This is a genomic window from Streptomyces prunicolor NBRC 13075 (assembly GCF_000367365.1).
Taxonomy (GTDB): Bacteria; Actinomycetota; Actinomycetes; order Streptomycetales; family Streptomycetaceae; genus Streptomyces; species Streptomyces prunicolor.
This window is the reverse complement of sequence record NZ_BARF01000031.1, coordinates 152,195-170,889: the sequence shown is the minus strand read 5'-3', so window position 1 is coordinate 170,889 and position 18,695 is coordinate 152,195. Positions and strand designations below refer to the sequence as shown.

The 18,695-nt window shown below is 70.1% G+C and carries 19 protein-coding genes; 11 read left to right on the top strand and 8 right to left on the bottom strand.

Annotation, left to right across the window (positions count from 1 at the left end; all coding sequences use genetic code 11):
• The first annotated feature begins 110 nt into the window (after positions 1-110).
• Both SPR02S_RS14765 and SPR02S_RS14760 read left to right on the top strand, forming a co-directional pair.
• On the top strand, positions 111-473 hold the full coding sequence (locus SPR02S_RS14765; RefSeq protein WP_019057748.1) for a DUF1304 domain-containing protein: 363 nt from the start codon (positions 111-113) through the stop codon (positions 471-473).
• Positions 470-1,033: a TetR/AcrR family transcriptional regulator gene (locus tag SPR02S_RS14760; protein WP_019057747.1), complete on the top strand. Its 564-nt coding sequence runs from the start codon at positions 470-472 to the stop codon at positions 1,031-1,033. The genes SPR02S_RS14765 and SPR02S_RS14760 overlap by 4 nt, the downstream gene beginning before the upstream one ends.
• A gap of 7 nt (positions 1,034-1,040) precedes the next feature.
• On the opposite strand, the gene SPR02S_RS14755 is transcribed toward SPR02S_RS14760, so the two are convergent.
• A complete protein-coding gene (locus tag SPR02S_RS14755; RefSeq protein ID WP_019057746.1) occupies positions 1,041-1,868 on the bottom strand; it encodes a hypothetical protein in 828 nt (275 codons plus the stop codon).
• Positions 1,869-1,928: 60 nt separating this feature from the next.
• On the bottom strand, positions 1,929-2,876 hold the full coding sequence (locus SPR02S_RS14750; RefSeq protein WP_019057745.1) for a GlxA family transcriptional regulator: 948 nt from the start codon (positions 2,874-2,876) through the stop codon (positions 1,929-1,931).
• A 71-nt stretch (positions 2,877-2,947) separates the two neighbouring features.
• Here SPR02S_RS14750 and SPR02S_RS14745 point away from each other — a divergent pair, with 71 nt between their 5' ends.
• The gene (locus SPR02S_RS14745) at positions 2,948-3,898 is read left to right on the top strand and encodes an NADP-dependent oxidoreductase (RefSeq protein ID WP_174447540.1); all 951 of its coding nucleotides are present in this window, start codon (positions 2,948-2,950) and stop codon (positions 3,896-3,898) included.
• A gap of 13 nt (positions 3,899-3,911) precedes the next feature.
• On the opposite strand, the gene SPR02S_RS14740 is transcribed toward SPR02S_RS14745, so the two are convergent.
• Together SPR02S_RS14740 and SPR02S_RS14735 are read right to left on the bottom strand one after the other, a co-directional pair.
• Positions 3,912-5,018 carry an NAD(P)-dependent alcohol dehydrogenase gene (locus tag SPR02S_RS14740; protein WP_019057743.1) on the bottom strand — a complete coding sequence of 369 codons (1,107 nt, stop codon included), beginning with the start codon at positions 5,016-5,018 and terminating at the stop codon, positions 3,912-3,914.
• Positions 5,019-5,043: 25 nt separating this feature from the next.
• Entirely contained in the window at positions 5,044-6,498 is a 1,455-nt protein-coding gene (locus SPR02S_RS14735; protein ID WP_019057742.1) for an aldehyde dehydrogenase family protein, read from the bottom strand.
• Positions 6,499-6,628: 130 nt separating this feature from the next.
• On the opposite strand from SPR02S_RS14735, the gene SPR02S_RS14730 reads away from it, so the two are divergent.
• Positions 6,629-7,102 carry a MarR family winged helix-turn-helix transcriptional regulator gene (locus SPR02S_RS14730; protein WP_019057741.1) on the top strand — a complete coding sequence of 158 codons (474 nt, stop codon included), beginning with the start codon at positions 6,629-6,631 and terminating at the stop codon, positions 7,100-7,102.
• A 178-nt stretch (positions 7,103-7,280) separates the two neighbouring features.
• A complete protein-coding gene (locus tag SPR02S_RS14725; protein ID WP_026150539.1) occupies positions 7,281-7,661 on the top strand; it encodes an anti-sigma factor antagonist in 381 nt (126 codons plus the stop codon).
• A gap of 15 nt (positions 7,662-7,676) precedes the next feature.
• On the opposite strand, the gene tuf is transcribed toward SPR02S_RS14725, so the two are convergent.
• Together tuf and SPR02S_RS14715 are read right to left on the bottom strand one after the other, a co-directional pair.
• The gene (tuf, locus tag SPR02S_RS14720; protein WP_019057739.1) at positions 7,677-8,870 is read right to left on the bottom strand and encodes an elongation factor Tu; all 1,194 of its coding nucleotides are present in this window, start codon (positions 8,868-8,870) and stop codon (positions 7,677-7,679) included.
• Between the two features lie 56 nt (positions 8,871-8,926).
• A complete protein-coding gene (locus SPR02S_RS14715; RefSeq protein ID WP_019057738.1) occupies positions 8,927-9,880 on the bottom strand; it encodes a ribose-phosphate diphosphokinase in 954 nt (317 codons plus the stop codon).
• A 200-nt stretch (positions 9,881-10,080) separates the two neighbouring features.
• On the opposite strand from SPR02S_RS14715, the gene otr(A) reads away from it, so the two are divergent.
• Positions 10,081-11,940: a tetracycline resistance ribosomal protection protein Otr(A) gene (gene otr(A), locus SPR02S_RS14710; RefSeq protein ID WP_019057737.1), complete on the top strand. Its 1,860-nt coding sequence runs from the start codon at positions 10,081-10,083 to the stop codon at positions 11,938-11,940.
• Between the two features lie 7 nt (positions 11,941-11,947).
• On the opposite strand, the gene SPR02S_RS14705 is transcribed toward otr(A), so the two are convergent.
• Positions 11,948-13,138: a cytochrome P450 gene (locus SPR02S_RS14705; RefSeq protein ID WP_019057736.1), complete on the bottom strand. Its 1,191-nt coding sequence runs from the start codon at positions 13,136-13,138 to the stop codon at positions 11,948-11,950.
• 144 nt (positions 13,139-13,282) lie between these two features.
• Between SPR02S_RS14705 and SPR02S_RS14700 the strand changes: the two genes are divergently transcribed.
• The 3 genes from SPR02S_RS14700 to SPR02S_RS14690 all read left to right on the top strand — a co-directional run bounded on the left by SPR02S_RS14700 (position 13,283) and on the right by SPR02S_RS14690 (position 16,070).
• Complete coding sequence (locus SPR02S_RS14700; protein ID WP_019057735.1) at positions 13,283-13,945, top strand: DUF4230 domain-containing protein; 663 nt, start codon at positions 13,283-13,285, stop codon at positions 13,943-13,945.
• A gap of 88 nt (positions 13,946-14,033) precedes the next feature.
• Positions 14,034-14,675, top strand: a complete 642-nt coding sequence (locus SPR02S_RS14695; protein WP_019057734.1) for a VanZ family protein — start codon at positions 14,034-14,036, stop codon at positions 14,673-14,675.
• 153 nt (positions 14,676-14,828) lie between these two features.
• Positions 14,829-16,070 (top strand): glycoside hydrolase family 16 protein, encoded by a 1,242-nt coding sequence (locus SPR02S_RS14690; protein WP_019057733.1) that lies wholly within the window; start codon positions 14,829-14,831, stop codon positions 16,068-16,070.
• An 11-nt stretch (positions 16,071-16,081) separates the two neighbouring features.
• Here the strand turns inward: SPR02S_RS14690 and SPR02S_RS14685 are convergent, their stop codons facing one another.
• A complete protein-coding gene (locus tag SPR02S_RS14685; protein WP_026150538.1) occupies positions 16,082-16,318 on the bottom strand; it encodes a hypothetical protein in 237 nt (78 codons plus the stop codon).
• An 80-nt stretch (positions 16,319-16,398) separates the two neighbouring features.
• Here SPR02S_RS14685 and SPR02S_RS14680 point away from each other — a divergent pair, with 80 nt between their 5' ends.
• On the top strand, positions 16,399-17,421 hold the full coding sequence (locus SPR02S_RS14680) for a PHP domain-containing protein (RefSeq protein WP_019057731.1): 1,023 nt from the start codon (positions 16,399-16,401) through the stop codon (positions 17,419-17,421).
• Positions 17,422-17,718: 297 nt separating this feature from the next.
• On the top strand, positions 17,719-18,684 hold the full coding sequence (locus tag SPR02S_RS14675) for an SDR family NAD(P)-dependent oxidoreductase (protein WP_019057730.1): 966 nt from the start codon (positions 17,719-17,721) through the stop codon (positions 18,682-18,684).
• Positions 18,685-18,695: the final 11 nt, after the last annotated feature.

Below are 18,695 nucleotides of genomic sequence, written 5' to 3'. Positions count from 1 at the left end.
CTCGAGGCGGTGCGGAAGTGAGGGTTCCGTCACTCTCCGGAAAGTCTGAACATGGACATGTGTCCAGTTATAGTAGACACCTGTCCAAGTTGACGAGGAGTCGATCGATCATGGAAACGCTCGCGAACGTGCTGGTGGGGCTGGTGGCCGCGCTGCATCTGTACATCCTGGTGCTGGAGATGTTCCTGTGGGAGAAGAAGCCCGGGCGCGGACTGCACGGCTTCGACCCCGACATGGCAAGAGCCACCGCGCCGTTGGCCGCGAACCAGGGGCTGTACAACGGCTTCCTCGCCGCGGGTCTGATCTGGGGCCTGATCGCCGCCGACCCGACCGGCTTCCGCGCCCAGGTGTTCTTCCTGAGCTGCGTCGTGATCGCGGGCGTCTACGGCACGGTGACGGCGAACCGGCGCATCCTGTTCGCCCAGGCGCTGCCCGGCGCGGTGGCCCTGGCCGCCGTCCTGATCGCCCGGTGAGCCGCGCCGAGCCCGAGGACCGGCGGGCCGCCCGCACCCGGGCACGGCTGCGCCAGGCCCTCCTCGACGAGTGCGCCGAACACCCCCTGGAGGAGGTCGGCGTCGCCGCCCTGGCGCGCCGCGCGGGGGTCGGCCGGGCCACCTTCTACGTCCACTACGACGGGCTGGAAGCGCTTGCGGTCGACGCCTGCGCGGACGTCGTACGGGAGGCCGTGGAGGCACTCCACGCGTGGCGCGGGCGGCCCGATCCGGTGCACGCGCCGCCCGCGCTGCCGGAGTTCTTCGCCGGGCTGCTCCCCCACGCGGCCCTGTACCGCGCCCTGTTGAGCCCGGGCGGCGGCGGCCCGCTCGGCCGGGTGCTGCACCGGGACCTGCGCGCCTACAGCCTCCGCGAGCGCGAACTCGCGGGCGCGCCGGACGCCCCGCTGGTCGCCTCGGCCGTCGCCGGGACCTTCGGCGGGGTTCTCGCCGACTGGCTGCACGGGCTGTTGGAGGGCACGGCGGAGGAAATCGCCGACCAGGTATGGCAGTTGCTGGTCGCGCTGCACATGAGCCGGTGAGGGACGCTCACATACAGCGCATCCCGTCCTTGACCAAGGGCCACGCCTCCACGCCGTCGGGCGTGCGGACGTAGGCCTTCGACGCGTCGGACGTGAGCCACAACTGCCAGTCCTGGTACCGGTATCCGGTGCCGCGGGCGCTCACGGGCATGCGGACGTCACCGTCGTAGGAGGCGGTGAGCATGCCGGGTTCGAGCACCCCGTCCGGATCGCGCGCGTACAGTCTGCCGTTCTTGCCGTCGCCGGTCTCCAGGAAGTGCGCCTTCTGCCAGTCGCAGTGCGCGGCACCGGGCGAACTGCTCACCACCGTGGTCGGCAGGCGGTGTCCGTCCCTGTCCGTCCAGATCTCGTATCCGTGCGCCTTGGTGAAGCTCGCCGGGAATTCGGCAGGGTTGCAGGAGGCGCTGGTCTCGGGGCCCCAACCCGGCCTGTTCTTCCCGTCCTTGGCGACGACGACGGCGACCTTCGTACGGCCGCCGACGTCGTAGGAGAACAGGACGCGCCCGTCCGCCCTGCGCTCGACGCGGTAGCCCGTACTCGGCACGTCCGGCTGCTCGATGTCGAAGTACGCCCGCAGGCCGCCCTCGGGGTTCTTGCCTCCGTCGCCTTTGCTCCAGGTCTCGGCGTCGCCGCCCGCGTACATCTTGCCGTCGCACTCCAGCGCCCGGCCGGCGGCACCCGACTCGTCGGAGTCGGTGGCCGGTACGTACAGCGGTCCGGCGTAGGGCTTGGCCGGCGGTGTGCCCGCGACCACGACGTCTATCCCGTCCTCGGTGCCGCATCCCACCGCCGTCACGGCCACCAGCACTACGACCCCTGCGAGCCCTCTGCGCATGCCTTACCCCCTCGCGTCTCGTTCCTACGACGCGTGGGCGGGCCGAAACGTTGGGGTTGTTCAGCGGGTTTCCTGGAACGTCCGCCGGTACGCCTGCGGGGAGACCCCGATCGCCGCGTGCAGGTGCTGCCGCAGGGACGCGCCCGTGGCGAAGCCGACGCGGCCGGCGATCTGGTCGACCGACAAGTCGCTGGCCTCCAGGAGGTCGCGGGCGCGGGCGACCCGCTGCTGGATCAGCCAGCGGCCGGGGCTGAGGCCCACCTCGTCGTTGAAGCGGCGGGCGAAGGTGCGCAGGCTCATGCCGGCGTGCCGGGCGAGATCGGTCAGGGCGAGGGGCTCGTCGAGGCGGGTGAGGGCCCAGTCGCGGGTGGCGGCCGTGCTGGTGACCCCGCAGTCCGGCACCGGCTGCTGGATGTACTGGGCCTGGCCTCCGTCGCGGAACGGCGGAACGACACAGCTGCGGGCGACCGCGTTGGCGAGTTCGCTGCCGTGGTCCGTGCGCACGATGTGCAGGCAGATGTCGACTCCGGAGGCCGCGCCCGCGGAGGTGAGGATCCGGCCGTCGTGGACGAAGAGCACGTCCGGGTCCAGGTCGACCTGCGGATACAGGGCCCGGAAACGGTCGACGACCTGCCAGTGGGTGGTGGCCCGGCGGCCGTCGAGGAGACCGGCGGCGGCGAGCACGAAGGCGGCCGTACAGATCGAGACGATCCGCGCGTCCGGGCGGATCCGGGCGAGGGCGGCGGCGATCTCGGCGGGCAGCCCCTCGGGGATGCGCGGGGTCGCCATGGAGGCGACCACGACCGTGTCCGCCGTTTCGAGGATCTCCGGGCCGTGCTCCACCGCGACCGAGAAGTCGGCGTTGGTGCGCACCGGACGGCCGTCGACCGTGCAGGTCAGCACCTCGTAGTGGCCGTCGGCCGCGCCGAAGATACGGCTGGGGATACCCAGCTCGAAGGGGTAGACGCCGTCGAGCGCCAGGACCACGACCCGTTCCACATGCTGCATGGCACGATTCTATCGAAGGTTGGCCATCGTGCCATTTCCTTGTCGTGCGGGACCCGGCAGGCTGACTGACCATGAGCACTGTGAACACCATGCGAGTCATCACGCAGAACGCCCTCGGCGGTCCCGAGGTTCTCGAAGTCGCCGAGGTCGAGCGGCCCGCGCCGCGTGCCAACGAGATCCTGATCCGGGTCCACGCCGCCGGGCTCAACCCCACCGACTGGAAGCACCGGGCCACCGGCGGCTTCCTCGGCGAGCCGCCGTTCACCCTCGGCTGGGACGTCTCCGGCGTCGTCGAGGCCGTCGGTGTCGGTGTCGCCCGTCTCGCACCCGGCGACGAGGTCTTCGGGATGCTGTCCTACCCGTGGGGCCACGGCTCGCACGCCGAGTACGTCGCCGCCCCCGCCCGCGCCTTCGTCCACAAGCCGGCCGGTATCGACCACGTCCAGGCGGGCGCGCTCCCCCTGGTCTCGCTGACCGCGTGGCAGGCGCTGGTGGAGAACGCCCAAGTCCAGCCCGGGCAGCGGGTGTTGATCCACGCGGCGGCCGGCGGGGTCGGGCATGTGGCCGTGCAGATCGCGAAGGCGCGCGGCGCGTATGTGATCGGTACGGCGAGCGCGGCCAAGCACGACTTCCTGCGCGAGCTCGGTGTCGACGAGGCGATCGACTACCGGGAGACCGACTTCAGCGAGGCCGTGAAGGACGTGGATGTCGTCCTGGACATGCTCGGCGGCGAGACCGCGCTCAAGTCGCTGCGGGTGCTGCGTCCGGGCGGGATCGTGGTCTCCATCGTGCCGATGGGCAAGCCGGACTTCTACGAGGAGGCCGAGCGGCTCGGTGTACGGGCGGTACGGATGCTCGTCGACGCCGACCGCGCCGACATGGAGTCGATCGCGGAACTCGTCGAGGCGGGCAAGCTGCGCGCGACGATCGCCGCGACATTCCCGCTGGCCGATGCCGCCGAGGCACACGCGCTCGGCGCCACCGGCCGCACCGCGGGCAAGCTGGTGCTGACGGTCGACTGACCGACCGAACGGGTCAGAAGGTGAGCACGGGCTTGATCGCCTTGCCCGCGCTCATGTCCCGCACCGCCTGGTCGATGTCCGCGAACGGATATGTGGTGATCAGGCGGTGCAGCGGCAGCCGCCCCTCCTTGACCAGTTGGACGAGCGCGGGGATGAAACTCTGCGTCTCGCTGTCGCCGAGCGTGAGGCCCACGATCCGCTTCCCGGGCAGCAACCCGTTGACGTCCAGGGCGACTTCACTGCCGAACGGCGGTGCCCCTACGACGACCAGCGTGCCCCGAGCGGCGAGCGCGTCGGCGCCCTGGCGGAGGACGCCGACATTGCCGGTCGTCTCGACGATGCCGTCGGCTCCCTGGCCGTCGGTCAGTACCGCGAGGGTCTCGCGGAGGTCGGCCTCGCCCGCGTTGACGGTGTGGGTGGCTCCCAACTCCTTTGCCAGGGACAGGCGTTCACCGACGCGGTCGACGGCGATGATCCGGGTGGCCGGGGTGAGCGCGGCTGCCATCACCGCGGAGAGACCCACCGCTCCGGCACCGAGCACCACGATCGTGTCACCGAGCCGGGGCTTGAGGACGTTCCAGACGGCGCCGACACCGGTCTGAACTCCGCAGCCCAGCGGGGCGATCGACTCCAGTGGCACGTCCGGGTCGACCTTCACCAGGCTGCGCTCGTCGACCAACGCCCGTTCGGCGAACGAGGATTGACCGAAGAAGTGCCCGCCGAGCGGTTCGCCGTCGCGGCTGATGGTGCTGCTGCCGTCGGCACGGCGACCGCCGATGAGGTTCAGCGGCAGCCAGGTCGCGCAGTAAGCGGGGTGTCCGCCCTGGCAGTTGCGGCACTCCCCGCAGGACGTGAAGGACAGCACGACATGGTCGCCGGGTACGACACCGGTGACGGCCGAGCCGACCGCCTCGACGACACCGGCGCCCTCGTGACCGAGAACTCCGGGGAGCGGGAACGGCAGTCCGCCGCTGGCTGCTCCAAGGTCGGTGTGGCACAGGCCGGTTGCGACGACCCGGACCAGCGCCTCGTGCGGACCCGGCTCGGCCAGTTCGACGGCGGTGAGGGTGAAGGGTGCGCCACCCGACTCGACGACGGCCGCGCGCGTGGTGGTGGACATCGTACGAACTCCTAGGTGGGCGTGGTCAGTCGAGGGAGACGACGACGGACTTGGTCCGGGTGTAGGCGGCGAGGCCCTCGGGGCCGTACTCGCGGCCGAAGCCGGAGTCCTTGACGCCGCCGAAGGGGACGTTGGGGTCGAGCATCGCCCAGTCGTTGATCCAGACGATGCCCGCCTGGAGCCGGTCGGCGATGCGGTGGGCGCGGGCGAGGTTGCCGGTCTGGATGCCCGAAGCCAGGCCGTAGGGCGTGGAGTTGGCGAGTTGGACGGCCTCGCCCTCGGTGTCGAAGGGCTGCACGGTGAGGACCGGGCCGAAGATCTCCTCCTGGATCACCCGGGAGTCGTTGGCGAGGTCGGCGATGACCGTGGGCTTGTAGTAGTAGCCGCCGTCCAGGTCGAGGCGTTCGCCGCCGCAGACGATGCGGGCGCCCTCCTTGCGGGCGAGGTCGACGTACTCCTCGACCTTCCGCAGGTGCTTCTCCCCCGCCATCGGGCCGACGACGGTCTCGGGCAGCCGGGGGTCGCCGAGCGGTACGCCGGGGACGGCGTCGGCGAGGATGTTGAGGAGGGTGCTGTAGACGGGGCGGGCCACCAGCAGACGGGGGCCGCCCATGCAGAACTGGCCGGTGTTGAAGACGAAGCCCTTGATGACCGCGCCGACGGCCTTCTCCAGGTCGGCGTCCTCGAAGACGAGGTGGGCCGCGTTGCCGCCGAGTTCCATGGTCACGGACTTGAGGTTCTCGCCGGCGATGCTCGCGGCGTGCCGGCCGACGGCCGTGGAGCCGGTGAAGGCGATCTTGTCGATGCCGGTGTGCCGCAGGAGGGCCTCGCCGGCGACCGGGCCCGCACCGGTGACGACGTTGACGACGCCGTCCGGGACGCCGGCCCGCTGGAGCAGTCCGGCCATGTAGAGGGCGCTGAGCGGGGTCTCGTCTGCGGGCTTGTGGACCACGGTGTTGCCGGCCGCGAGGGCGGGGGCGAGTTTCGAACCGGCCAGAATCAGCGGGAAGTTGAAGGGGGTGATCGCGGCGACCACGCCGAGCGGCTCGCGCTTGGTGTAGGCGAGGGCGTTGAGCGGGGTGTCGCGGACGGCGCCGTCCAGGGAGTGGGCGAGTGCCGCGTAGTGCTCGTAGTCGTTGGCCGCGTTGGTCACGTCGACGGCGTGGCAGAGGGTGATGGGTTTGCCCACGTCGAGGCTCTCCAACTGGGCGAGTTCGTCGGCGTTCTCGCGGATCAGCTCGGCGACGCGGTGCAGGATCCGGCCGCGTTCCCGGCCGCTGAGCCCGGACCAGTGGCCGTTGTCAAAGGCCTCGCGGGCGGCGCGGACGGCGGCGTCCACATCGGCGGGGCCCGCCTCCGCGACCGTGGTGACGACCCGGCCCCGGGACGGGTCGACCACCTCGGTGCACGCTCCGTCGGCGGCCTCGCACCAGCGGCCCCCGACGAACAGGCGGCCGGGTTCGATCTCGAAGGCGGTCATCGCCACTCCTCAGCATCGTTGCCAGGACTATCGTTGCCAAGATTTCAACCAACAGGATTCCTGTTGGTTTCTCGTCTGGTCCGCAGTCTCGTTACAGACAGGTTTCCTGTCAATGCTCTAGGGTGAATCCATGGCTGAACCCTTGGCTGGCCCCCTGACCGAACCCCTTGTCGGCACCCACGTGACGAAGGCACCCCCCTCCCTGCTGTACATGGTCAAGCAGGTGGAGCTGGTCGTCCGCTCCCACCTGGACGAGCTGGTCAGGCCGTACGGGATCACCGCACTCCAGTACACCGCGCTCACGGTCCTGCAGCGACACGACGGCCTGTCCGCGGCGCAGCTCGCCCGGGACTCCTTCGTCACCGCGCAGTCCATCGCCGATCTCGTGCGCTCCCTGGAGGGGCGCGGGCTGATCCGCCGGGAGCGCAATCCACGGAATCGTCGCGAGCTGCTGATCCTGCTGACCGAGGAGGGGCGGGAGCTGCTGACGGGCTGCGCCGAGCCGGCGCGGGAGCTGGAGGAACGGATGGTCGCCCAGCTCACGGCACATCAGAGCGAGCAGTTCCGACAGGCACTTTCCAAGGCCTGGCACGCACTGTCGTAGGCCCGGGCGTGCGCCGGCGCGTGACTGCGCCGAACATCTCAGAAAGCTCTGGCTAGATTCGAAGACATATGTCAATCGAACATGCTCAAATTCACTCCATCGAGGGTAACTTGCAGGGCGGGGAGCGCTTCTACGCTCAACCCCGCTTCACCGAGGGCCGGTTGGAGGCGAAGTGGACGTGCAGCAGGAACCCGCGCCGCTGACCCGGCATCTGCGGATCCACCGGGACCGCGGGTTCACGGTCCTGGAGTTCCGCGGCGAGATCGACATCGCCTCGGCGACGGAGATCCTGCCGTATCTGGACCGGGTGACGGCGCGGCCCCGCGCGCGGATCGTGATCGACCTCAGCCAGGTCGAGTTCTTCGACTGCTCGGGGCTGCGCCTGCTGTACCGGGCACGGCAGCGGGTGTTGGAGCGCGACGGCAGGCTGCGCCTCGTCTGCGCCCATCCGCTGACGCTGCGCATCCTGCGGGTCACCGGCCTCAGTCGGCTGCTGCCGCCGCAGCCGACGCTGGACGCGGCCCTGGGGCAGCCCGAGGCCACGTCCGGCACGTTATGAGCCTTGCAGGGACCGCTACTTGAGGATTTTGGTGACCTGACCGGCCCCGACCGTCCGGCCGCCCTCACGGATCGCGAACTTCAACCCCTCCTCCATGGCGATGGGTTGGATCAGCTCGACGTGCATGGTCGTGTTGTCGCCCGGCATGACCATCTCGGTGCCCTTCGGCAGGGTCACCACTCCGGTCACGTCCGTCGTGCGGAAGTAGAACTGCGGGCGGTAGTTGTGGAAGAAGGGCGTGTGCCGGCCGCCCTCGTCCTTGGACAGGATGTACGCGCGGGCCTCGAACTCCGTGTGCGGGGTGACCGATCCGGGCTTGATGACGACCTGGCCGCGCTCCACGTCCTCGCGCTTGACCCCGCGCAGCAGCAGTCCGACGTTCTCGCCGGCCCGGCCCTCGTCGAGGAGTTTGCGGAACATCTCGATGCCGGTGACGGTCGTCCGGGTCTTCTGCGGGTGGATGCCGATGATCTCCACCTCGTGGTTGACCTTCAGCACACCGCGCTCGATCCGGCCGGTGACGACCGTGCCGCGCCCGGTGATGGTGAAGACGTCCTCGATCGGCAGCAGGAACGGCCGGTCCACGTCCCGTACCGGCTGGGGCACGAACTCGTCGACGGCGGCGAGGAGTTCGAGCACCGAGGCGGTCCACTCGGGGTCCCCTTCGAGGGCCTTGAGCGCGGACACCTTGACCACCGGGAGGTCGTCGCCGGGGAACTCGTACTCGGTGAGCAGTTCGCGCACCTCCAGCTCGACGAGTTCCAGGATCTCCTCGTCGTCGACCATGTCCGTCTTGTTGAGGGCGACGACGATGTACGGCACGCCGACCTGCCGGGCCAGCAGGACGTGTTCCTTGGTCTGCGGCATGGGTCCGTCGGTGGCCGCGACGACGAGGATCGCGCCGTCCATCTGGGCGGCGCCGGTGATCATGTTCTTGATGTAGTCGGCGTGCCCGGGGCAGTCGACGTGCGCGTAGTGCCGGTGTTCGGTCTGGTACTCGACGTGGGCGATCGAGATCGTGATGCCGCGCTGCCGTTCCTCGGGCGCCTTGTCGATCTGGTCGAACGGCGTGAAGGGGTTGAGGTCGGGGAACCGGTCGTGCAGCACCTTCGTGATGGCCGCTGTGAGGGTGGTCTTGCCGTGGTCGATGTGACCGATGGTGCCGACGTTCACATGGGGTTTGGTCCGCTCGAACTTCGCCTTCGCCACGGCGAGTCCTCCTGATCACCTCGGTTGATGCCGAGCGTTGCTCCGTCCCCTCATGTCTATTCGTTCGGCGGCGCGTCGAACAGGGCGCTGACGGACTCGCCGTTGTGAATGCGGCGTACGGCCTCGGCGAGCGCGGGGGCGATGGACAGGATGCGCAGCTTCTCGGTGCGCTCCTCCTCGGGCACCGGCACCGTGTTGGTGCAGACGATCTCCAGTACGTCGGGCTGCTCGCCGATCCGCTTGAGCGCGCCCGCCGCGAACAGGCCGTGCGTACAGGCCACTCGGATCGAGCGCGGGCCCAACTCCCGCAGCCGGTCCAGGAGTTCGAGCACGGTACTGCCCTTGGCGATCTCGTCGTCCAGCACGATGACGTCCCGGTCGGCGATGTCACCGATGACGGAGCTGATGACGACCCGGTCGTCCGCGTACCGCTGCTTGGCGCCGGCGGCCACCTGGGCGCCGATCAGCCGGGCGAACGCGGCGGCCTCCTTGGCGTTGCCGAGGTCCGGGGAGACGACGGTGGTGCGGGAGAGGTCGTACTGCCGGAAATGCGCGGCGAGTTCACGCAGCGCGTGCAGATGGTCGACCGGCACCGAGAAGAAGCCGTGCACCTGGGGCGAGTGCAGGGTCATGGCCAGCACGCGGCTCGCGCCCGCCGCCACCATCAGGTCTGCGACGAGCCGCCCGCCGAGCGAGATGCGCGGGGCGTCCTTCTTGTCGGAGCGGGCGTACGAGTAGTGCGGCATGACGACGGTGATCCGCCCGGCGGAGGCGCCGCGCGCCGCGTCGCACATCAACAGCAGCTCCACCAGGTTCTCTTGAACCGGCTTGACGAGCGGCTGGATCAGAAAGACGTCCCGTTCCCGGCAGTTGGCCTGGAGCTGTACCTCCAGGCAGTCGTTGGCGAACCGGCTGACCCGGGTGGGGCTGAGCGGAACACCGAGATGCGCGCAGACCTCCCTGGCCAACTCGGGATGGGCGTTCCCGCTGAACACGGCGATGTCTCGCACGATCTGCTGCTCCTCGCATGATCATTCCCGGCCGTGGTTCATGCTACTGACCCGCGAAAACGGGTTGCGAGCCGCCCACTCCCGCACGCCATGATGGCCGCGTCCGTACTCCCCCGCATGTCAGGAGCCCCAGATGCGCCGACTCCTCGGAATCCACCAGCTTCCCCACTGGACGACGGTTCTCGAGGACTCGATCACGCATGCACACCCTGAACATCGGAATTCTGGCCCACGTCGACGCCGGTAAGACCAGCCTCACCGAGCGGCTGCTGTTCGACCACGGCGCGATCGACCGGCTCGGCAGCGTCGACGCGGGTGACACCCGTACGGACGACGGCGCGATCGAGCGGCAGCGCGGGATCACCATCCGCTCGGCCGTCGCCGCGTTCACGGTCGGTGACACCCAGATCAACCTGATCGACACTCCGGGCCACTCGGACTTCATCGCGGAGGTGGAGCGCGCCCTGGAGGTGCTCGACGGCGCGGTCCTGCTCCTGTCCGCCGTGGAGGGCGTCCAGGCACAGACCCGCGTCCTGCTGCGGACCCTGCGCCGCCTACGGCTTCCGACGCTCGTCTTCGTCAACAAGATCGACCGAGCGGGCGCCCGCGCCGAGGACCTCCTCACGGACATCCGCCGCCGCCTGACCCCGCACGTCGCACCCCTCACGGACGTGACGGCCCTCGGCACACCCGCGGCACGCGTACGGCCCCGCCCGCCCACCGACCCGGACCTTGCCGAGGCACTGGCCGAGGTCGACCCGGCGATCCTCGCGGCCGTCGTCGACGGCCCGGCGCCCACCCCGGACGACCTGCGCAAGTCCCTGGCCACCCACACCGCCGACGGCTCGATCCACCCCCTCCTCCACGGCTCGGCCCTCGGCGGCCAGGGCGTCACCGACCTGGTAGACCACCTGATCCGCTTGATCCCACCCGCGACCACCGGCTCAGACACCCCGAGGGGCACGATCTTCGCGGTACGCCCCGGCCCGGGCCGCGAACGGACGGCGTATCTGCGGCTCTACGACGGTGAGGTGGCCCCGCAGCAGCGGCTCACGTTCCGCCGCCACGGGGCGGACGGGCGGACCGTCGAGGTCTCCGGACGCGTCACGCGGCTCGATGTCATCGGCCGCCCCGGCCCGCTCACCGCCGGGAACATCGGGGCGCTGACCGGCCCGAAGGACATCCGGGTCGGCGACCGGCTCGGTGAACTCACCGCGCGGGCACCGCAGTTCGCGCCGCCGACCCTGGAGACCGTCGTACAGGCACGGCACCCCGAGCAGGGGGCCGCGCTGCGCTCGGCACTCCTGTCGCTGGCCGACCAGGACCCGTTGCTGCACGCGCGGCCGACCGCGTCCGGGGCGACCGTGCTGCTCCTGTACGGAGAGGTCCAGAAGGAGGTCGTCGCGGCAACTCTCCTCCAGGACTTCGGAATTGCGGCCGCCTTCGAGCCGAGCCGGGTGCGGTTCCTGGAACGCCCGGCCGGGACCGGTGAGGCCTGCGAAGAACGGCCGTGGCACGACGGCACCCGTTACTGGGCCACGATCGGGCTGCGCGTCGAACCGGCGGAGCGCGGCTCCGGCGGGATCTTCGGCTACGAGACCGAACTCGGCGCGCTCCCGAGGGCGTTCCACCAGGCCATCGAGGACACGGTCCACGTGACCCTGCTCAGGGGGCTGGAGGGCGCGCCCGTGACGGACTACCGGGTCACCCTGACCCGCTCCGGGTATTCGGCCCCGCTCAGCACGGCGGCGCACTTCCGCGGTCTGACCCCGATCGTGCTGCGCCGGGCGCTGCGGCTGGCGCGGACGCGGCTGTACGAGCCGTACGTCACGTTCGAGACGGAGGTCCCGTTGGACGCGCTGGCGCCGGTGACCGCGCAACTCGCGTCCTGTCGCGCCGAGTTCGCGGGGACGACGGGCGGTGTCGGCGGTTGGCTGATCACCGGCGAGCTGCCGGCGCGGCGGGTGCGCGAGGTGGAGCTGAGCCTGCCCGGGCTCACGCACGGGGAGGGGGTGTGGTGGTCGCGTCCGTCCGGTGACCGTGAACTGCGGCCGCACTAGGAGGTGTTCACCAGGACACCGGCAGCCGTAGCGGGCCGCGGGTCAGCTGTCCCTCCCGCCACTCGATGGTGTCCGGGGTGAACTCGGCGCGCAGCAGCGGGAAGCGGACCATCAGGCGGTGCAGGCCCAGTTCGAGTTCCAGGCGGGCCAGCCAGGCGCCCAGACAGTGGTGGGGTCCCGCCCCGAAGATCACGCCGGGTACCGGGAGCGGGGCGGTCACGTCGGGCGGGCCCGCGGGATAGACGTCGGGGTCCCGGCTGGCGGAGTTGGTCTGGACGGCTACCACGCTGCCCGCCGGGATTGTCACCCCGCCGATCTCGGCGTCCTCGGCGGCCCGGCGGAGCAGCCCGGGCAGCACGCGCCCCTCGCTGAGCGGTACGTGGCGCAGCAGTTGCTCGGCGGCGGTCGCGGCCGACTCCTCGCTCTCGGCGAGGGCGGTCCGGGCCGCGTTCCCGTCGGTGAGGAGGTAGACGACGATGTTGCCGAGCGCGGTCATGGTGGTCTCGTGTCCGGCGACGACCAATCCGCAGACCAGCGCCACCAGGTGCCGGTCCTCGATGCCGAGGCTGTCGCCGGCCGTCACCAGCGCGCTCACCAGGTCGTCGCCGGGCTCGCGGCGCCGTTCGCCGATCAGTCGGCCGGCGAAGGCGCCGAACTCCGCCATGGCGGCGATGACTTGGTCCGCCGTGTGCGCGCCGCCGGACAGGGCGTGGTCGGCCCAGTCGCGGATGCGGGCCCGCTCCAGGTGGTCGAGTCCCATGAGCCGGCAGATCACCGCGACGGGCAGCGGACAGGTGAACTCCCCGACGATGTCGGCGGGTTGGGGCTGCCGGGCGAGGTCGTCGAGGAGCGCGTCGACCACCGCCGCCACCCAGGGCCGCCAGCGGGCGATCGCGCGGGGTGTGAACGCCCGTTGCACCGTGCCGCGCAGCTGTTGGTGCCCGGCGCCGTCCTGGTTCAGCAGCCCGTCCGGGTTGTCGAGGATGTTCGGTACGACGAGCAGCGGCGGCGCGTCCTTCGCGTGCAGCGAACTCCGGTCGAAGCGTGGGTCCATGAGCACCCGGCGCACATCGGCGTACCGGGTGACCAGCCATACCGGGGTACCGGTGGCCAGTGTCACAAGACGGGGCGGAGCGGGCTCCGGGTAGGTCACGAGATGCATGGGGCGAAGCTGCGGGGAAATGCTGTCTGCGGTCATCCGGGACTCCTGGCGGGCCGGAACAGTGACTTTTCACGTTAGTGCGCCCTCCACGCTCCCGTCAGGGTGTCCGTTCGGCCAACAGGTCGGTCTGACAAGCGATTTGAGGGGCATGCGGATACAGAGGAAGGGAGGGCCGTCCCCATGACGACTTCCATCAGCCGTACTACCCGGCGCATGCCGGGCTGGGCGAAGGTGCTCACCGCCGTCGTCGTTGTGATCGCCGTGCTGTTCGCGGGGCTCCGACTGGCCGTGCTCCCGGGACTGCGGGACATCTTCGGCACCGAGACCCATGACCGTTCGGGTCCCGCTCTGCTCAAGTCCATTCAGGACATGAGCCGTTACGACGCGGCCTCCGGCAACTTCCAGGTCGTCGTGGACCTGGAGAAGGACGCCAAGTTCCTGCCCCAGGCGATCCGCGGCACCCGCACGCTGTACGTCGGCGCGGGCACCGTGGAGGGCTATGTCGACCTGGGCAAGCTCGGCAAGCAGGACGTGACGGTCAACAGCGACCGCACGTCGGCCAGTATCAAGCTGCCGAAGGCGACGCTCGGCAAGCCGGCGCTCGACCCGGACCACTCCTACACGGTCTCCAAGCAGCGCGGTCTGCTGGACCGCCTGGGCGACATCTTCTCCGACAACCCCAACAGCGAGCAGGCGGTGCAGAAACTCGCCTCCAAGCACATAGCCGAGGCGGCCAAGACCAGCGGCCTGACCACCCGTGCCGAGACCAACACCACCAACATGCTCAAGGGTCTGCTCGGCTCGCTCGGCTTCAAGAACGTGAACATCTCGTACAGCGCCTGACCGGACGCCGGCCGGCGAGGGCATCGCCGGCCGGTTCCCGGGTATCCGCCTCACGACGCAGGAACGTTGACAACTGGAGGACCACCGCATGGCCCGTACCACCGCACGCCTGCGCACCAGGAAGACGGATCCCGAACCGAAGCCCGCCCGCCCCGAGCGGCATCAACTCCCGCTCGTGCTGCGCCTGTTCTCGATGCTGCTCGCCTTCGCCTTCATGGTGGGGTTCGCCGTCGTACTGGCCAAGCTCACCCTGGAGCCGTCCCCCGCGTCCAAGGCGCTGGTGCACACCAATCTGCACCCGGGCCGCTCCCTGAAGGCCTATCTCGACCAGCCGGCCATGCGGGACGCCATCAAGCAGATCGGCGGGAACGTGGTGCTCGGCATCCCGTTCGGTGTGCTGGTCCCGGTGTTCGCGCCCCGGGCGCGCGGCATCCTGCGGGTGCTGCTGCTGACGGCGACGGTGATGCTGCTGGTGGAGTTCGCGCAGGGCGCGTTGATCACCGGGCGGGCCTTCGACATCGACGATGTCATCCTCAACACCACGGGCGCGCTGATCGGTTGGGTCCTGATGGGACGGCGGCTCGGCAAGGCCGTACACGCGCGGAAGCCCGCGGCGAAGACCCCGAAGCCCGAGAAGCCGGCGAAGACCGAGCAGCCGGCGAAGACCGTGAAGGCAGCAAGGACAACAAAGGCATCGAAGGCGTCCAAAGCGCCGAAGGCCACTTCATGACCTTCGACTACCGGTCCGTAACATTCAACTACTGGTCCGTACCAAGGTATTGACGCTCCCCTTATCTCATCCCTTAAATCAAGAGGCGACGCTTTCACCCCCCACCTCAGTCGGCGTGTCGGTCCCCACGTCCGCCGTACAGAAGGGAATGCCGTGGCCTCCCCACGCGTACTCCGCAGATGCCTCTTCGCCGCCCTGTCCGCCGCACTGGTCGCGTCCGCCGCGATCGGTCCGGCGCAGGCGGCTTCCACGTCGGACGTCCAGGCCGACGCCGTCACGTTCTCCGACACCTTCGACGGGGCCGCCGGCAGTGCCGTCAACTCCTCGAAGTGGACCCAGGAGACCGGCGACAACGTCAACAACCACGAGCGTGAGTACTACACGTCCGGCACCAACAACGCGTCCCTGGACGGCCAGGGCCATCTGGTGATCACCGCCAAGAAGGAGAACCCGGCCAACTACCAGTGCTGGTACGGCACTTGTCAGTACACCTCGGCCCGGATGAACACCTCCGGGAAGTTCAGCGCGCAGTACGGGCACGTCGAGGCCCGGATGAAGATCCCGCGCGGGCAGGGCATGTGGCCCGCGTTCTGGATGCTCGGCACCGACATCGGCTCGGTCGGCTGGCCCAACTCGGGTGAGATCGACGTCATGGAGAACGTCGGCTTCGAACCCTCCACGATCCACGGCACCATCCACGGCCCCGGCTACTCCGGCGCCAACGGGATAGGCGCCGGCTACACGCTGGCGAACGGCGCGGCCTTCGCCGACGCCTACCACACCTTCGCCGTCGACTGGGCGCCCAACTCGATCAAGTGGTCGGTCGACGGGGTCGTCTACCAGACCCGCACACCCGCCGACGTCGGCGGCAACACCTGGGCGTTCAACAAGCCGTTCTTCCTCATCCTCAACCTCGCGGTCGGCGGCGACTGGCCCGGCGACCCGAACAGTGCCACGGCCTTCCCGGCCCAACTGCTGGTGGACTCGGTCTCGGTGACCACGAGTGACACGGCCACCGGCGTGGCCATCAAGGGCCTCGCCGGCAAGTGCGTCGACGTCAACGGGGCGAGCTCCGCCAACGGGACCGCCGTACAGCTCTACGACTGCAACGGCTCGGCCGCCCAGCAGTGGACGGTGGGCTCCGACGGCACGATCCGCGCCCTCGGCAAGTGCCTGGACGTGAACGCCGGCGGCACCGCGGACGGCACCAAGGTGCAGCTCTACGACTGCAACGGTTCCGCGGCCCAGCAGTGGGCCGTCAGCTCGGCGAACGACATCGTCAACCCACAGGCCAACAAGTGCCTGGACGTCACCGGCAACACCTCCGCCAACGGCACCCCGCTCCAGATCTGGACCTGCTCGGGCGGCGCCAACCAGAAGTGGACGGTCGGCTGACTCCGTAAGGCCTAGTGCGGCAACCAGGTGAACTTGTCCCCACCGACCCAGCGGACCACGTCCGGGTCGTCCAGGTCGCGGACCGTGATGCCGCACACGGCCGCGACCTGGAGCACGTCCGTGATCCCCGTGGCCTCGGCGACCATCTCCCCGTCGATCTCCACGATGCGGAACGGCGGGGTACCGGGCTGCACCTTGAGCACCATGATCCGCGGGCTGGAGATGTGCGGGCTGGACATTTCGGTCATGCAATAGAGCCTAGAACGCATCACGCGGACGCGAGTGGTCCACGGTTCCCGGCCGGGGACCGCTCGCGGGAGGAGGCTCGATGGATCCCGTGCAGGCACTGGACCGGATCGCCTTCCTGCTGGAACGCTCCCTGGCCCCGACCTACCGCGTACGCGCCTTCCGTACGGCGGCCAGGGTCCTGACGGCGCTCCCCGAGGGTGAGATCGCCGAACGCGCGGCGGCCGGGACGCTGGAGTCCCTCAAGGGCATCGGCCCGAAGACGGCGCAGGTGGCCCGCGAGGCCCTGTCCGGGCAGGTTCCCGCCTATCTGGAGCAGCTGGAGGCCGAGGCCCCCGCCCCGGCCGGCCCCGGCGGCGAAAAACTGCGCGCCCTGCTGCGCGGCGACTGCCACCTCCACTCCGACTGGTCCGACGGCGGCAGCCCGATCGAGGAGATGGGCCGTACGGCGGCGCGGCTGGGCCATGAGTGGGCGGTGCTGACCGACCACTCGCCCCGGCTGACCGTGGCGCGCGGACTGTCCCCGGAGCGGCTGCGCGAGCAGCTGGACGTGGTGGCCGCGCTGAACGAGACCTGGGCGCCGTTCCGGCTGCTCACCGGCATCGAGTGCGACATCCTCGACGACGGCTCGCTGGACCAGGAACCGGAGCTGCTGGAACGGCTCGACGTGGTCGTGGTCTCCGTGCACTCCAAGCTGCGCATGGACGCCCGCGCCATGACCCGCCGCATGGTGGCCGCCGTACGGAATCCGCACGCGGATGTCCTCGGGCACTGCACCGGGCGGCTGCTGATCGGGCGGGACGGGGGTGCCGCGCGGCCGGAGTCGGAGTTCGACGCGGACGAGGTGTTCGCCGCGTGTGCCGAGTCGGGCACGGCCGTGGAGATCAACAGCCGTCCGGAACGTCTCGACCCGCCGAGGCGGCTGCTGCGGAAGGCCGTCGACGCCGGGGTGCTGTTCTCGATCGACACCGACGCGCACGCGCCCGGGCAGCTCGACTGGCAGCTCAACGGCTGTGCGCGGGCGGAGGAGTGCGGGGTGGCCGCCGAACGGGTGATCACGACCTGGTCGGCGGACGCGCTACTGGACTGGACCAATGGCGCGTGATGCACATCACCGGTCGCGGCGGCGTACACAGGAACACGGGCCGGTAGTTCCCCGTTGAACAGACCGTGGGTGCGGAGGGAACAGTGTCCCCGGGCCTCAACCTCCGCCCACAGGGAAGATCGTTCGGCTGAAGCCCTGTGGAGCCTTTCGCCGCGAGGCGACCGCCTTCCGTGCCCACCACTTGGCCGCCCCGGCCGTGATTCCCCCGTCGCGGTCGGGGCTTCCCCATGTCCGGGTTCGCGCGCCCGCTTTCCTCGGCTTGACTTCGAGCGCACTTCAATTCGTAGCGTTCCCTTCATGACCACTGCACAGCACAAGATCGGTTCGGGATTCGACGCGAAGAGCACCGCCGACGACGTCCTGGCGGGCCTCGACCTCGGCGGAAAGCTCGCGATCGTCACCGGTGGCTACTCCGGCCTCGGCCTGGAGGCCACCCGCGCGCTCACCAAGGCGGGCGCCCAGGTGATCGTCCCGGCCCGCCGCCCCGACGTCGCCCGGGAGGCCGTGGCCGGACTGCCCGGTGTCGAGGTGGACGAGCTGGACCTCGGCGACCTGGAGAGCGTGCGCGGCTTCGCCGAGCGGTTCCTCGCCTCCGGCCGCACCGTCGACCACATGATCGACAACGCCGGGATCATGGCCTGCCCGGAGACCCGGGTCGGGCCCGGCTGGGAGGCGCAGTTCGCCACCAACCACCTCGGCCACTTCGCCCTCGTCAACCGGCTCTGGCCCGCGATCGAGTCGGGCGGCGCCCGGGTGGTCTCGGTGTCGTCGAGCGCCCACCACAACTCCGGGATGCGCTGGGACGACGTCCAGTGGAGCCGGGGCTACGACAAGTGGGAGGCGTACGGCCAGGCCAAGACCGCGAATGTCCTGTTCGCCGTCCACCTCGACAAACTCGCCGCCGACCGGGGCGTCCGCGCCTTCGGGCTCCACCCGGGCGGGATCCTGACGCCGCTGCAACGCCACCTCCCCCGGGCGGAGATGGTCGAGCGCGGCTGGGTGGACGAGCAGGGCAACGCGCTCAACCCCGAGGGCTTCAAGACCCCGGAGCAGGGCGCGGCCACCGAGGTGTGGGCGGCGACCTCGCCCCAGCTGGACGGCATGGGCGGTGTCTATCTGGTGGACTGCGACATCGCCGAGCCCGCCGCCGACGGCGACGACGACCGCACCCGCGTCAAGTCCTGGGCGACCGACCCCGAGCAGGCGGCCCGTCTGTGGAAGCTGTCCGCCGATCTAACCGGTGTGGACGCGTTCGCCGGATAGTTCCGGGCACA

Coding starts and splice junctions, on each gene's coding strand:
- SPR02S_RS14765 (WP_019057748.1), top strand. CDS start 111: ATGGAAACGCTCGCGAACGTGCTGGTGGGGCTGGTGGCCGCGCTGCAT.
- SPR02S_RS14755 (WP_019057746.1), bottom strand. CDS start 1,868: ATGCGCAGAGGGCTCGCAGGGGTCGTAGTGCTGGTGGCCGTGACGGCG.
- SPR02S_RS14750 (WP_019057745.1), bottom strand. CDS start 2,876: ATGCAGCATGTGGAACGGGTCGTGGTCCTGGCGCTCGACGGCGTCTAC.
- SPR02S_RS14745 (WP_174447540.1), top strand. CDS start 2,948: ATGAGCACTGTGAACACCATGCGAGTCATCACGCAGAACGCCCTCGGC.
- SPR02S_RS14740 (WP_019057743.1), bottom strand. CDS start 5,018: ATGTCCACCACCACGCGCGCGGCCGTCGTCGAGTCGGGTGGCGCACCC.
- SPR02S_RS14735 (WP_019057742.1), bottom strand. CDS start 6,498: ATGACCGCCTTCGAGATCGAACCCGGCCGCCTGTTCGTCGGGGGCCGC.
- SPR02S_RS14730 (WP_019057741.1), top strand. CDS start 6,629: ATGGCTGAACCCTTGGCTGGCCCCCTGACCGAACCCCTTGTCGGCACC.
- SPR02S_RS14705 (WP_019057736.1), bottom strand. CDS start 13,138: ATGACCGCAGACAGCATTTCCCCGCAGCTTCGCCCCATGCATCTCGTG.
- SPR02S_RS14700 (WP_019057735.1), top strand. CDS start 13,283: ATGACGACTTCCATCAGCCGTACTACCCGGCGCATGCCGGGCTGGGCG.
- SPR02S_RS14695 (WP_019057734.1), top strand. CDS start 14,034: ATGGCCCGTACCACCGCACGCCTGCGCACCAGGAAGACGGATCCCGAA.
- SPR02S_RS14685 (WP_026150538.1), bottom strand. CDS start 16,318: ATGACCGAAATGTCCAGCCCGCACATCTCCAGCCCGCGGATCATGGTG.
- SPR02S_RS14680 (WP_019057731.1), top strand. CDS start 16,399: ATGGATCCCGTGCAGGCACTGGACCGGATCGCCTTCCTGCTGGAACGC.
- SPR02S_RS14675 (WP_019057730.1), top strand. CDS start 17,719: ATGACCACTGCACAGCACAAGATCGGTTCGGGATTCGACGCGAAGAGC.